The 13,255-nt window shown below is 52.1% G+C and carries 10 protein-coding genes and 1 pseudogene; 1 reads left to right on the forward strand and 10 read right to left on the reverse strand.

Annotation, left to right across the window (positions count from 1 at the left end; genetic code table 11):
• Window positions 1-2: 2 nt before the first annotated feature.
• The 10 genes from mauJ to AC1P02_RS02625 form a co-directional block, all read right to left on the reverse strand.
• The gene (gene mauJ, locus AC1P02_RS02580) at window positions 3-1,331 is read right to left on the reverse strand and encodes a methylamine utilization protein MauJ (protein WP_485183946.1); all 1,329 of its coding nucleotides are present in this window, start codon (window positions 1,329-1,331) and stop codon (window positions 3-5) included.
• 71 nt (window positions 1,332-1,402) lie between these two features.
• Window positions 1,403-2,347 carry a toll/interleukin-1 receptor domain-containing protein gene (locus AC1P02_RS02585; RefSeq protein ID WP_485183948.1) on the reverse strand — a complete coding sequence of 315 codons (945 nt, stop codon included), beginning with the start codon at window positions 2,345-2,347 and terminating at the stop codon, window positions 1,403-1,405.
• 121 nt (window positions 2,348-2,468) lie between these two features.
• Entirely contained in the window at window positions 2,469-3,119 is a 651-nt protein-coding gene (locus AC1P02_RS02590) for a hypothetical protein (protein WP_485183949.1), read from the reverse strand.
• Between the two features lie 605 nt (window positions 3,120-3,724).
• Window positions 3,725-4,126 carry a hypothetical protein gene (locus AC1P02_RS02595; protein WP_485183951.1) on the reverse strand — a complete coding sequence of 134 codons (402 nt, stop codon included), beginning with the start codon at window positions 4,124-4,126 and terminating at the stop codon, window positions 3,725-3,727.
• Complete coding sequence (locus AC1P02_RS02600) at window positions 4,119-6,740, reverse strand: DNA polymerase type-B family protein (protein ID WP_485183953.1); 2,622 nt, start codon at window positions 6,738-6,740, stop codon at window positions 4,119-4,121. The genes AC1P02_RS02595 and AC1P02_RS02600 overlap by 8 nt, the downstream gene beginning before the upstream one ends.
• A 59-nt stretch (window positions 6,741-6,799) precedes the next feature.
• The gene (locus tag AC1P02_RS02605) at window positions 6,800-7,300 is read right to left on the reverse strand and encodes a hypothetical protein (RefSeq protein WP_485183955.1); all 501 of its coding nucleotides are present in this window, start codon (window positions 7,298-7,300) and stop codon (window positions 6,800-6,802) included.
• A 1,417-nt stretch (window positions 7,301-8,717) separates the two neighbouring features.
• Window positions 8,718-9,635: an IS5 family transposase gene (locus AC1P02_RS02610; protein WP_485183957.1), complete on the reverse strand. Its 918-nt coding sequence runs from the start codon at window positions 9,633-9,635 to the stop codon at window positions 8,718-8,720.
• 155 nt (window positions 9,636-9,790) lie between these two features.
• Window positions 9,791-10,516 carry a hypothetical protein gene (locus AC1P02_RS02615; protein WP_485183959.1) on the reverse strand — a complete coding sequence of 242 codons (726 nt, stop codon included), beginning with the start codon at window positions 10,514-10,516 and terminating at the stop codon, window positions 9,791-9,793.
• Window positions 10,504-11,148, reverse strand: coding sequence for a TM2 domain-containing protein (locus AC1P02_RS02620; protein WP_485183960.1), 645 nt, complete (start codon window positions 11,146-11,148; stop codon window positions 10,504-10,506). The genes AC1P02_RS02615 and AC1P02_RS02620 overlap by 13 nt, the downstream gene beginning before the upstream one ends.
• A 92-nt stretch (window positions 11,149-11,240) precedes the next feature.
• Window positions 11,241-12,122: a helix-turn-helix transcriptional regulator gene (locus AC1P02_RS02625; RefSeq protein ID WP_485183962.1), complete on the reverse strand. Its 882-nt coding sequence runs from the start codon at window positions 12,120-12,122 to the stop codon at window positions 11,241-11,243.
• Between the two features lie 787 nt (window positions 12,123-12,909).
• On the opposite strand from AC1P02_RS02625, the pseudogene AC1P02_RS02630 reads away from it, so the two are divergent.
• Window positions 12,910-13,182, forward strand: a pseudogene (locus tag AC1P02_RS02630) (type VI secretion system PAAR protein); the annotation flags it as partial.
• Between the last annotated feature and the right edge of the window lie 73 nt (window positions 13,183-13,255).

The following is a 13,255-nucleotide window of genomic DNA, read 5'->3' on the forward strand; positions in this document are numbered from 1 at the left end:
AGTCAGCCAATGGGTGGGCCGAGAGGGAACTGATCAAGCAGAGCTGTCAACTCATCGAGATGCATCTGGTGTGCATTGTGATCGAGCTCCACGTTTGTAAGTATGCAAGGCTCTGAAATTCCTAAACGCTTCATGCCGGTTTCGTCCCAGATCTCGATTCGTCCATTGCAGAACATGCACCAGTTAAATGCACACAAGGCAAGCTCATCCTCTACGTCAGCACGGCTATTGCGGTCATGATTCGACAAACCAGTCTCGTGCAGCGGATCGAACAACAGCCGCTCATTGATGAAGTCCAGCCGAACAATAATGGCTACGCGTCCAGGCACCCTCTCTAGACGCAGCACAATTTTTCCATCGTCCATACCAACCGCAGTGAGTACCAGCATTCCAAGCGGAGTTATTTGGGGACCTTTGCGTGCAAGTACGTAATAGCGATCTGGAATTTCATAGGATTTTTCAGGAACCAATCCGCGCTTGAGCGTTGCGAGCCCGACTTCATCGAATAGCTCTCGAAATCCCTCCAACTCATAAAGGTGGTTCTTATGGTAAGACTGTGGCCTGGGGATTTCTAAGAACTGTTCCATTGCCAGTTCTGCCAGGTTGCGGATTAGAGGCAGGTCCAGGGTGATGCGACGGTGGTCCTCCGGGTCATCTGGATTAACAATATCGTCTCGCTCGGCATGGGCAATTGCGTTGCGCCCCTGCACGGCAACATAGATGGAAATGTCCGCTTTTTCAGCAAGAAGCGCATCCCTCCGCCCGATGGCGTCCCGGTCATCCAGCCTATTCAACGCTTCGATAATCCACGGTCCACGCTCCTTTCCGTTCGGTATTGAGCGGCTGAAGGATTTGAAAAAGCTCAGAAAGGAGTAGAACGGGTTGTCGAGAGAAACACCTTCCCGGTAGTACGCCAGTGCTTTCTTAGCTTCGACACTACCCGGTACATATAGATTTTCGCTGGAAAAGTAGTGTGTAATGTGATTGTTGCGAGCGATCCCCATTGGATATGGACGCCCACCCCCCCCCCACATTACCAATTCAACCTTTTGGCCATCACGCCATGCAATGGAAGTTGCCAAGCGCATGATTGCGGCTCTAGCCTCGATATCACTAAGCCCATTGTCATATGTACGCATTGCGATGGCTGGCAAGGAGTCCCCCCCTCGATTAGTTTGTGCAGGTTGCAGGATGAACTCCAAGCCCTCGAAAATGATCAACTGGGGGCGCGTTGGCCAAAAATTCCGAGTTTCGATCGCCCCAACGATCCAGGCCCCTGTCCGACCAAGTCGCTCCTCGGCATCTATGAACTTATCCTGAGTTGCCAGCATGATTTAGTCCTTTCTATATTATTAGGCCGGAATATCTAAAAGACTATGCAAGAATTAGCTCCCAAGTGGGATCAACTCAACAAGCGTCGCAAAGATGCGGAAATATGATCGATATGGCAGTTTCCATCTAAAAACCAATTAACCCGAATACTCCCGCTACCTGCCAGCGTCTTGATAATATGATCAACTAGAAAGAGTTTAACACCTAGCCTTTCCTGTAAGTCGTAGTTATTCCGCACTTCAGAGTTCACAATCAAAGAAACCACTGAACGATTAATCTCTGCATATCTTGGCACATGATCTCTTGCGTACAGCTCGAATCCGGCATCGCTGATTGAGATACCATGCAATGACCCAGAAAGATCCCTCTGCCAATAAATAGTTCCATGCTCATGAAGATATTCTAACGAATCCCTAAGTTGCGACTCGGGGATTACGAAAGCGCCATTCTTCTTAAATGCTTCAACACTGATCAATGAGCGTCCACTCTCCAATGCAGCCTCACATGCAAGTCTCGTCACTAAGCTGTCAATATTATTATGGCCAGCTACGCCGCTAGCACTGAATGCAGACACATAAGCGGGCGGCTTACCCAGTGGCGGCTTGTCAGACGATCCAAAGATGGTTGCAACAATTTCATCAAATGAAGCTTCGTAGGCAGACGGATCTTTGAAGCTGACCCACTTCGTGGCTTTCAGTGCTTGAGGAACCTCGCAATCGTCTAGCACTACCGGAATAATTCTTGTCCCTTCGCTGATCTTACTAACAACAGCGTGGTCTAGCTCTTCACGAACCCAAGGTTTATGTACGCTATTTTTCGACAGAACAACAATCACTGCTTGGGCTGAGCCAAGACCCTCATCAAAAATCTTTTTGACAAGGCTGTCACCAACTTTTATTTCCCATTTGTCAACCCAGGCATCTATTCCATTAGCTCTTAGTCGCGTAGCAAACGACATAACGAAACGAGTTTTGTCTTCACTCGCATGACTAACAAAAACTTTTGTTTCATTCATATAATATTTCCTAATTTAAGCTTAGTTGGCATTAGCCATTTGCAGTGTTCACTTATACTAAGCAGTTTTCTGTCTTTTTTTTCCGCGTTCCGCATTACAAATCATCTGCCAACCAGAGACGTCAGGAGGCTAGCTTACTCAAAACGACGGCAGCAGTGCTTGCCGCACTGATTATGACCATCAGGGCGCCGAGCATCTTCCAGAGATCAGAAGGCTTGAGTGCTGCGAACAACTCTTTGATGGTCATTTCTGCCGGGTTTTTAACTAGCTTTGGCTTGGACGCTTGATCGATAAGTTTCCGTTTCCAGCTAGCGAGTACTCCATTGAATTCCGGAGAAATCAAAGAGCTGGGGGTCGGCAATATTTTCTGGACGTACCAGTCATAGCCGGGCTCCAACAAACCTTCGCTTTGCACACCCTCGTCCAAAATGACTAGAAGCGGGAGACCTCGACTATACGAGAGGGCCGCCTCGATTTGATTCCAAGGGGTGGGATAGCTTACATTTCTGAGTTGCTTCTGTTTAGGTCCGTTACGCCTCTCTAGGCCTTCCGCGAACCATGTGCGCTCCAATGCGATGACAACCGTGCCGACGCAATTCCCCATCAACTCACTTATAGTTTTCAGCGGTGCCTCTGAGCCAAAAGCGTTTCGACCCACTGTACGAGGGTTCAACCCCTCGCTTCGCAACCGTTGTTCAACGGCATGAACGAACGCTTCTTGCTCCTCGGTGGCAGTACCACCGACGCTGACAAATACATCCATTTCAGGCATGTGAGATCCATAATTAAGAATCAATTTTTTAAACAAACATACTTTGCCATTAATCAGCGGTGCAATGTAAGTCAGAGGCGCACGAATTGTTAAAATTGACCACTAAAGTCGGCTATGTGCTTCTGCAAGATCTGAGTAACCCGGCAAAAGCAAAGTCGTCGAGGTAAAACTTCCCTCCTGCACAATAAAGATGTGGGGCGCATGATCTGTACGGTCAGCCAAACTCCCGCGCTTTTCTGTCACGTATGGAGCAATTGCTCACTTGACCAAGTGATGAAGGCCGTCATTGAGTCTATCTTTATCGGAATCGGCAATAGTCGCTCCTACCAACTATTGACACGCGCCAAGGCTCAGCCTGGTGCCACTGGAGATAGACGAATATCATGTTAGGGAGGGTATGCGCTCTCTGGGATAGCGGAGGTCTCGCATACCCTCCCCAACGGAACTATTACCCATAGATATAAGGCATTGATATACCAGACCATTTAAGGTTGATAGGTAGCGCATACGCCAGAAGGTGCACAAGCCCCTGAAAGCAGGAGCTCTGGTTGGCAACAAAAAGAAACGCCGCTGCAATGAGCAGCGGCGTTGTCATATAGTATCGATTAATCATCATCCCAAGGGTCAGGTAGGGCTGTCATCTCCAACCTCAAATCATCAGCCTGCATCTCCAACTGGGCCATTCGAGCCTCAACAGCATCGGCAAGTGCATCTGGTTTGGGGCCTTTTGGGGTCGACTTACACCCACCGGGCACAGCAATGCCAAAGTATCGTCCGATCAACTCGAACAACAGACTGATAAATTGGGTGTGACCCCAATCTGGCCTCCGCTGAACCAACGCCAACAGCTCATCCCGGAACCGAGGTGTATGTACCAAGCTCGGCACATGCTGCGAAATCAAGTGGGGGAGTTCTTGTCTCCCGTATTTTGGTTTACGAGCCTTCATGATCAGGTAAAGAGCCTGCACTTCTGCAAGGATGCAAGAACCATATTGTTGTTCAGCCATGGGATGATACCTCCATTTCGGCCAGACGGCGCTTCACCTCGTCCAGGCGTTCCGGCTTGAACAAGGGCTCCAGCGGGAAGTCAGGCAACTGACGCAGCAGCAGAGCCAGCACCTTCAGCACCTTGTCAGTAACGGGTACAACATGCTCGTAGAGAGTGGCCCGCTTACAGTTCTTGCAGGTGTCGACCGTCACTGACAGTCCCACAGACGTCAACAAGGCTGCTATCTCACGGTTAACCATGCTATGACGGAACCATTTCTTCTGCACCAGTGAGCGGGTCAGAATGCGGGTCAAGATGCCGAGCGAGCCATCCTCGTAGACCCGCATCTTGGAACCTTGCAGGGCCAGCGCAGATTCGTAGTAGTCCTCCCAACTAGCCCAGTCCTCCATGGTCTTGAGGCAGTTGTCCTCTCGCCATCCATCGAAACGGGCACGGCAATGATCCGCCATGCCAGCATCGTCCCAAGGCACTGTATCGCAAGCGATGTGTGTTTCACCGGCAACCTCAACCATCCGTGGGTTCACCAGCTGCCGCTTCTGGTCGAACTCATAACTCAGCCTGATCTGCTTCTTGATTTCGATCAGGTCGCTTTCCGTCAGCCACTGCTCCCGAAGCGAGATCAGGTGACTAGCATCGATCTTCTGGCCCGGCTCACGGTCAAGGTAGAGCCGCATGATCCATGCGTTCTGCTCCTCTGTCGTTCCCGCACACTTAACGCCAGCTTTAGCCAGCACAGGGGGCGTATCACCTTGGATAGCGGTGCATTGCCCCCGCGTTTTGATAGACACAATCTGGCGAGCATGGTGCTTCAATTCCAGCATCGGCACGGGTTCACCACTCTCATCACCATGCAACCGCTGACATAAAGCCTGATAACGACGACACAGGTGGCCCGTCTGGTCGAGCTCCTCCAAAGGGGCATCAGTGAGGAAACCATCGGTAGTGACCGATACCACCGTGCGATGTGAGGGGATCCGGTGAAGAAGCTCACCACACACAGCCCGGATCAGGCCCGTTGTATGAGCCGCCATGTAGGGATTGGTCACAGCCGAGGGGCCGATCTTCTTGCTCAAACCTGTAGCAGTATCGAACGCTGTCTTATCGCTAAGCCCCTGGGCCAGCTTCCCGTAGAGCGAGTTACCGATTTCCTTGACCATCACTTCTTCGAGGCTCTTTTTGGGATACTCCCGGCGTAACCGCTGGATCATCCGAGTGAAGTCCTCAAACAAGGGCTGACTACCTGCGATCCACGGCACAATGACACCGTGCTTGATCACAATGGTCCCCCCCATGGATAACGCCAACTCGATTTCAGGTGCGGTGACATACGCTAACCCTGATAAAGGAAAGCGCAGTCCATATTGCTCGGATCTAACAGGTAAACAAGGGAAGCGAGTGCCAGCAGGGAAAGTGAACTCAACGTACGCGAAGCCCATGACATGGCCGATGAAATCATAGGGATCTGAGCTCATACGCATGTTGGCGTAGTCCGGCACCAACAGGTCACAAAGCCCTGTAGTGTAAGCGCCCTTCAGGTCCCAGTCATACCAATCACCCACCGTGGTAGGCCCGATCATGAATGACACATTACAGCCACCGAGGTAGCAGCGGATGGCGAGCTCCTCATACAGTCCACGAGCAGGAGAGGGGCGTTTCACCGCCTTTGTCGTGACTTTGCCTGTACCGGCATTCCACCGCTCCAACTTGGCGATCTCAAGCCCGAAGGCCGTCATGTAGTCGATGCCGGCGTCTTTGAGTAGTCGCCGAAATACAGAAACACCGACAGCCCCCAATGACCTAGGAAGCCTCTGCAAGCCAAACTGTCCGTCGAGAAAATCGCGTACCTTCAAGGCATAGCGCACAGCAATCTCAGCATCCCGCAGAGCATACTGTTCAAACGCCTCTTTGTTACCGGCCAAGAGCTCGTCCATGCGCTCGATACTGTAGCCATCAGGGATTTCCAACTTGGGTAAACCAAGCATTGCACCGAGCGCAGACAAAGGGGACTTATTCGGGGCGAGGAACAAAGTGTCAACAAACTCTATAATTGACTGCTGTTTCCTATGGTTGCGATCACGGAACACTATAGGGGCAGGCTTGGCTTTACGAGCTCGCTCAACTGTCTCATCAACCCCGTAACCACTGCCAGTCAGTATCCGGCCAACCACACTTCCACCCTGCGCCTTCACTTGGGTCTTCAACCCCCAGAAATTACTGAATGTGGTGATATCAGCCCTAATGAAGTGGGCTACGACGACTATCGTATGAGGCCACTTCTTAATCAAACCAGCAGCACGACAGCCCTCAACGACTCGGGACATGAACTTTTCAAAAGAGAAGCGCTTGCCAGATTCAGGATAGTGGATCATCCAGTGCACTTCACCACGGCTATTGATGCAATAGCTCTGATAAGACAGCACGGTATTCCGTCCATCGCGGGTCACCCATTCTGCGTCAATCCCGATCCAAAGGTCCTCGCCATCAGCAAGTTGGATGTCTTGCTTGGCTGTTTTTTCATCAAAGCGAACCTTACGGATCTCGAAAGGAAGGTGAAGATGCTCTGGCTGATCCTCTTCTATAACCCCAATTTCTGCCTTCTTAAATTCAAACATGAATTTTCTCCATACAAATAACCCCTCCCTGCAGGCAGGGAGGGGTCAGGTTGGCGAGGTTATTGAGTAGATGACCCGTTCAGGCGATCAGACAGCTCTGTCAACAAACGGACACATGCGGCTTCAGATGAGCAGAGGCATGTCATTATGGCCTTATCGACACCGCCAGCATATAAGCGGACAACATGCCCATTAGCCATTTCACCGTAATCAGCAGACTTGACCAACTCCGGTAAGACAATGGTTCCATCTTCTAAAACGAAGTATTTTTCAAGAAGACCTTCATTCGCCAACGCATCGCGAACATCCTTGAGCAGCTGAATTTGCTTTTCTGATTCAGCAGTGGCATCGAAAGCGATTTGTCGTTCAAGACTGTTGATCCCAATACCCAACCGCGCAATGGCCTCGGGAGTCATTTCCTCCAAAGGATCATTCAGCGGTTGATAACGTTTGGTATAGGCGATGTGCGTCAAATTGACGAGATTTCGACCAATGATGACTAATGGCTTGGCTACAGCAGTAGCAGGCTTTTGGGGTTTGCAGGACGGTTTAACTGTCATTTGGACTACCTCTTAAGGAAAACTTTGTAAATCAAACGTCAACGAAACTAATCGTCGACCCATAACACTTTGATTTTCTAAGTTAACCAGGCAGTCCCATCACCATCAGACAAGTTGGCTGACATTGAGGCGTGGTTGCAACGGGTGCCGTCGAAGACGGATAGGTAATATCCATATACCTACATATAAGTAACTTTTTCCCGTGCGCCGAAAAAGATACAGAAAAAAAATGATATGAGCAAACTGTTTGTTTGGGGCGTGTGGAGGCATCCATCATCACATCAGAACGAGCCCTTTGCGCACATAATCTCGATCGTGCGCAATACCTAAACTGGGAAACCCGCCTCAGATAAACACCACCGCCGTGGTGTAACAGGTTGGAGGGGGAGAAGGCAGATCCACCGCCTTCTCCCCTATCATGAGCGACTGATGCATCTTGATGGCCACGCGAGCGACATGTTCACACTTCAGGTGTCGACGATGGCAATTTGCAGTATCCAAACGATGAGCCCGCGCTTAACCGCACTGTCAGATAACTGAATCGGCCTCATGGTAGGGGATGGAGAGCGCTTCGGTGTGGCGTGTGGTCCGCTCTCCATCCCCCTCCGCGCTATAACACTACTCACCGCACTCTTGATATATCAGCTTCTCCCGCATGCCTAGCTTGCGCACATTCCAAAAAACTGCGCAGTCGATTTGCGCCTTGCATGGCTTCCTATGGGCACCTCGGCGATAAGGCCCTTGGCTGTTCCGAAGGCAATGACAAGGCTCCCACCCCTCGATGAAACGATTGGGTTATAAGCACTAACATTGATCACTCTGCCGATGCCCCCCAATCAGCTTTTGAGCTATAAAGCTTGCCTCGAACGGTGCCGAAAAATCCCGCGAAATGCGCGAAAATCCGAAAACGCGCCGATGTGGATTTCGGGAGTCCATGCGAGGCATGGGCCCGTGGGGTGGTGTGTTATGCCCGTTGGGGATGAGGGGGAGCCCCACCCGCCCTCATCTGGGGCTTTGCCCCCCCTGATGCACTATCTACGTGGTTATGGCATCCCCGCTATCGCAATATTCCCCCTCCAGCCTTCCCTATCAGCGTTGCCTGCTGGTTCCCACAATTGCCAAAACTCACTTGGTTTTTTTTTTCCCATCTGAGTGACCGACTTGGCTCTGACTGGCCTTGCCTTCCTGCCTAGCTGAGCCCCGCTCCCTCCGGGACACCAATGTTACTAATATGTTTATCTTTTCTTGGCTTTACTCGTGGTCCAATCCTTCTTCTCTATTTGGGCATCTGGGCTGAGGCAATCTGCCCTGGCCTCTTGCTCTCTCTGACATCCCGCGCACATGCCCCTGTTCATTCCCTCGGCGTTGTTTCCCAAATCAGCCAGCAAGTCATGACGTTCCCAGCCCCGGGTGAGCGCTACACTCGGTGCTTTCTGACAGGTAGGCCAAGGGCATTCAGTTTGTTCATCGCACACACGTAGGCCATGACCTCTCCCACTTGGCCGTTGTAGTTACGAAGACTGATTTTCCCCGTCAACAACTGCTTGAACCGATACATTGCCGTTTCTGCCAGCGAGCGACGGTGGTATCCCGATATCTTCTTCCAGTGCGCCAGCCCTTCCTTTCGCATTACCAGCACCGCTTCATTTCTTGGGTACCCCTTTTTCCATAGCCCTGCGTTCTTGCGAGGCGGAATACAGGCTGTCGCCCCTTTACCTGCTATCAGCTGATGGCTGGCTTTGCTGTCGTAGGCGCCATCCGCATAAACACGCCCCAGCTTGCGCCGCAGTGGATTGAGTAAGGTCGGCAGCACTTCGGCATCATGGACATTCTCCAATGACACTTCTGCTGCCACGACATCGTGGGTTGCCGGGTCTACCGCCAAATGCAACTTGCGCCAGACTCGGCGCTTTTCGGCGCCGTGTTTCCTGACTTTCCACTCGCCTTCGCCAAATACCTTCAGGCCAGTCGAGTCGATGACCAGGTCGGTGATACGCCCCTTGGCGGGTTGTCGATAGGCCACTGTTACCGTGCTGGCCCGCTTGCTGACACAACTGTAATCGGGGGCACAAAGCGGTACGTTCATCAACTTAAAGAGGGAGTCGAGTAGCCCCTGGGTTGCTCGTAGAGTGAGACTGAAAACTCCCTTGAGCATCAGGAAGGTAGAGATGGTCTGGTCAGTGTAAAGCTGGCTGCGACCCCGCCGTCCGTGATGATCTTGGTGGAACCAGCTGTTCATGACCTCGGCATCAACCCAGAAGGTGAGCGAGCCACGGTTAATCAGAGACTTGTTGTATTGAGGCCAGTTGGTGATGGGGTGAAGCGACCCGCCCATGATGCAGACTTGAAGAGGGTGGTGGTGATCAGATCACCAAGTCCTCAGTTAGTTCCATTCAAGCTGCATCGATTTGGGAAACAACGCCCATTCCCTCTCAACTGCAGCCCTGACGCTGGAAAAAAGTAAGGCGGGATTGCTCCCGCCTGACCTTCTTACTGAGCGACGTATAGCTCTACACTGCACCTTGTATCTCTTGGCTCTCCCAGCTCCTTCTGGCAGGTCTTGCTCCGTCCCTTCTCGTCGAGCTCGAAAATCCGCTTGGCCTCGACTCGATAGCTCCCGTACCGCGTCTTGAGCGGGTTAGTGAATGGTCCTTCAAAATCAGTACTGCATTCCGAGCCGCAACTCTCAACAACAGTATGGCCGTTACTCTGGATCGTGATGAACTCGGCTGTACCACTACCCCCCGAGAAGTTGAAGCGCCGTTTGCCGACAAATGGTAGAACAGCGCGAGCTTGAGCGTTCCCCTTCACCTCTTTGGGTTGCTGGCTCTGTGCCGCCTCACACATCTTATCTAACAGTGCATCTATCATGATCTCCGGCTGGGGCTGGCCGTTTATCTCCAGTGCCTCCACGCTGAATTCCTCACCTTGAACCCACATCTGGAGCATGCCCCGTACAGGCCGTTCCATGTAAGTGAACGTGCCGCTCACGTTGACCAACTTGCGCCCATCAGTGGCTGTACCTGCTGACCAATCGGGAGCTTTGAAGAAGCTATCGGCCTGCTGCTCCAAGGTCATGCCTGGGCAGCTATCCAGTACTCCCTCCTTCACTGTCAGCTCGTCCCATTTGCTGAGCAGTCCGGCCTGGGCCACTGGAACCATCAGCAGTGACACGCTGGCCGCCAGGGCGAGCCTCTTTACCCTTACCATACCCATTGGAATGCCCTCACTGCTTGATAGTTGTAGCGTTTATCAAACTCTTCTTGGGTAAGGCAAAGCACACGGATGAACTCAATGACCGACAGTAAAACGGGGATCCCAGTTGTGCAGGCCGCCAAATAGATCAGACCCCAGCCCCAGTTTCCGGTGTAGAACTTATGTAGGCCCAGACCGCCCCCAAAGAACATCAAGATGGCCATCAAGACCTTCCGCTTCCCCCGATGGTGAACTGTGCTTCCCACTGGTGCTGATTGGACTGGTGCTTGTGTCGGTGAAGGTTCACGAATAGGCCATGCCGTCACATCGATTGGGTTGGGTATCACCGCAGCTATCGCTTTGGCTTTCTTCTTGGCCGTACCGAAGGTATCAATGGCATCAACGAAAGAGCCGGTCAGCGATAGCTCAACAATCCCTTCTTCCGGCGAGCTGAAATGCACTGTGACCCGTTGGCCAAACGGGTTAACCCCGTACTTCCAGGATGCTTCCAACTCTCCTTTGGCCCTATCAGCTTTCTTGATGGTGCCACCCTCTGCTTGCAGGTGAGCGGCTACGTGCTCGAAGACTGTCTCATAATCGTCATAACTGCTTAGAACGATGTCAGATAGCGTAGTTATCGTGGGAGATCCCATGGTTTTGCTCCTTGTTGGTTGAACTACAGATAGTGGTGATTGGCCCCGACAGGTGGTGTCGGGGGTTGAAATAAGTGGCGTGAAAATTTGGCTTACATCCGGCTGAGCAGGGTCTTGAGGTCACGCTTAACCAACGCTTGGATCCCCGCAGGGCTGATCACTTCAAGATGCGGCAGGTACGTTTTGATCACGGGTAGCAGCTGGGCACCATCGAATACCCTGCTTGCCAGCAGGATGCTGCCGTCTTCCAGTTCTCGGATCAGTGCCTGCTCGGGCAGGATGTTCCTGAGCTTGAATTCGTGGGCGATGGGTGAAGCCGCCTTGATAACGACTTCATGGGATGGGATGGCCTCTTGCTCGATCAACCGTTGGAGTATCTGTTGCTGAGGTTCTGCGATAGTGGCTGCTGCCTCCGTCAGCCTGATGAGCGATATTCGGGATAGGGGCACAATAAACGGTGCTTCCGTGGATACACCTGCCAAGTACCAGCGACCCCGCTTATTGACCAAGCGATATGGCTCAACCTCTTGTTCTGTTTGCTCACCAACCCAAGTCAGCCTGGCTTTGAGCTGTTGGCTGATCGCTTTGGCAAGCGGCTTTAACCATTGGTGGTGGCTGTCATCTTCATCGAGTTGAAAGCCTGACAGAACGAATACGGGGGACCCATTGGGGTTGAGCCATTGCTTGAGCAGAGCGTCGTGATCGTCCGGGAACAGCGCCTTGGCCCCGACTTGCTCGCATAGACGAAGGATTGCTGGAGTCGATGCTCTGCCGAAATAGGATGGGTCAAGCCAATAGGTTTGTCCCTCACGCTCCAATGGCAAGTAAGCCAGTCTGACGTTCAGATCCCGTTGTATGGTGCGTGGTGAGACGTTGAACTCATGAGCCAGTTCGGAGATCACCAACCGCTGTCCGTGATTGAGTTTGGTCAGGATCACGCCGAGGCGCTGGGCTAGGGTGTCGTGTTCTGCCATCCAAGGAAGCATCGTTGTCAAAGGTATCCAAGTGTCACGGAGGTGCCCGACAGGGCGTGTCGACTTGGATTTTCACGACAGAGGGGGGCACGGGTAAGAAGAGTTGGCATTGGTGGACGAGCTTTTGCATTTTCCCCGGCCCACTTGGACGGGAGCAGCAACGCCGATAATGCGAGCCGGATCCTGCTTTAGATTGATAAACGGGTGGCTCTGCGTGCGCAAGGTTCAGTGAAGACTGCAAATAACGAAGGTTCTCCGGCATCTCTTCCTGTCTGAGGATGACCAGCGACAGATCACCGTTCGAGGCCGGAGGCTGACCCAAAATGCGCAAAAATGGGGTACTCGCGCAGACTCCGGTTGTTTTGCGGCCATACCCCGCATGAAGTGCTGGGGTGGTGTCCTATGCACGTTGGGGTAGAGTAACTATTGCCCCCTCCCATGTGCGAAGTGGTTCCTTGCATCTCTGATCTGCGCCATGGCGTTTTGGGCACGAGCACAATTCCCCTGTCTTTGGCTCCTGCTTCTTTGCTTCAGAAACGGGCTTGGCTATCTCCTCTTGCCTGACTAGCTAGACCTCGTTCCGCTGCCTTGTCGGGTTGGTACAGCCGAGCTCCCTCCGGGCAGTCAGTGTTAGGTTTTTGTTAGGAAATGCTTATGCTTTGGCACCTCAACCACAATGCCAAGTCGGTCTCAATTTGGCGTAACGAGCTGTGCGCAACCGTTGTATTGCTTCAAAAACGAGCAAAGCTGTAATAAAGTGCTATTCATTTGAATCGATGGAGCAGATATGTCTAAGCACGCTGCCAAGATTGGTGATATTGGCACTGACCATGATGGCTTTCCTCCTACGCCCATTATCGAAGGCTCTCCAGATGTCTTTATTGATGGCATTCCAGCCGCTCGGGTAGGAGATGCACTAGCCCCCCACGCTAAGCCGAACAATCCGCCCCATCCGCGTAAAATTGCCGCTGGCTCATCCACGGTTCTTGTTAATGGTAAACCCTTAGCAATTACTGGCGGCGCTGTTGATTGTGGTGGTGTGATCATTGGATCGGGCACAGTGATAGTCGGTGACGAGTTCAAACAAGTTGAGTCCAGCGTTATTGCACCGGTGATCAAGAAAGCGACTCCCT

It is taken from the genome of Aeromonas sp. TS_SC_11 (assembly GCF_057318915.1).

Bases quoted from the DNA above. Each gene is read 5' to 3' on its own strand.
- mauJ (WP_485183946.1), bottom strand. From the start codon at position 1,331: ATGCTGGCAACTCAGGATAAGTTCATAGATGCCGAGGAGCGACTTGGT.
- AC1P02_RS02600 (WP_485183953.1), bottom strand. From the start codon at position 6,740: ATGTTTGAATTTAAGAAGGCAGAAATTGGGGTTATAGAAGAGGATCAG.
- AC1P02_RS02585 (WP_485183948.1), bottom strand. From the start codon at position 2,347: ATGAATGAAACAAAAGTTTTTGTTAGTCATGCGAGTGAAGACAAAACT.
- AC1P02_RS02595 (WP_485183951.1), bottom strand. From the start codon at position 4,126: ATGGCTGAACAACAATATGGTTCTTGCATCCTTGCAGAAGTGCAGGCT.
- AC1P02_RS02625 (WP_485183962.1), bottom strand. From the start codon at position 12,122: ATGGCAGAACACGACACCCTAGCCCAGCGCCTCGGCGTGATCCTGACC.
- AC1P02_RS02610 (WP_485183957.1), bottom strand. From the start codon at position 9,635: ATGGGCGGGTCGCTTCACCCCATCACCAACTGGCCTCAATACAACAAG.
- AC1P02_RS02590 (WP_485183949.1), bottom strand. From the start codon at position 3,119: ATGCCTGAAATGGATGTATTTGTCAGCGTCGGTGGTACTGCCACCGAG.
- AC1P02_RS02620 (WP_485183960.1), bottom strand. From the start codon at position 11,148: ATGGGATCTCCCACGATAACTACGCTATCTGACATCGTTCTAAGCAGT.
- AC1P02_RS02615 (WP_485183959.1), bottom strand. From the start codon at position 10,516: ATGGGTATGGTAAGGGTAAAGAGGCTCGCCCTGGCGGCCAGCGTGTCA.
- AC1P02_RS02605 (WP_485183955.1), bottom strand. From the start codon at position 7,300: ATGACAGTTAAACCGTCCTGCAAACCCCAAAAGCCTGCTACTGCTGTA.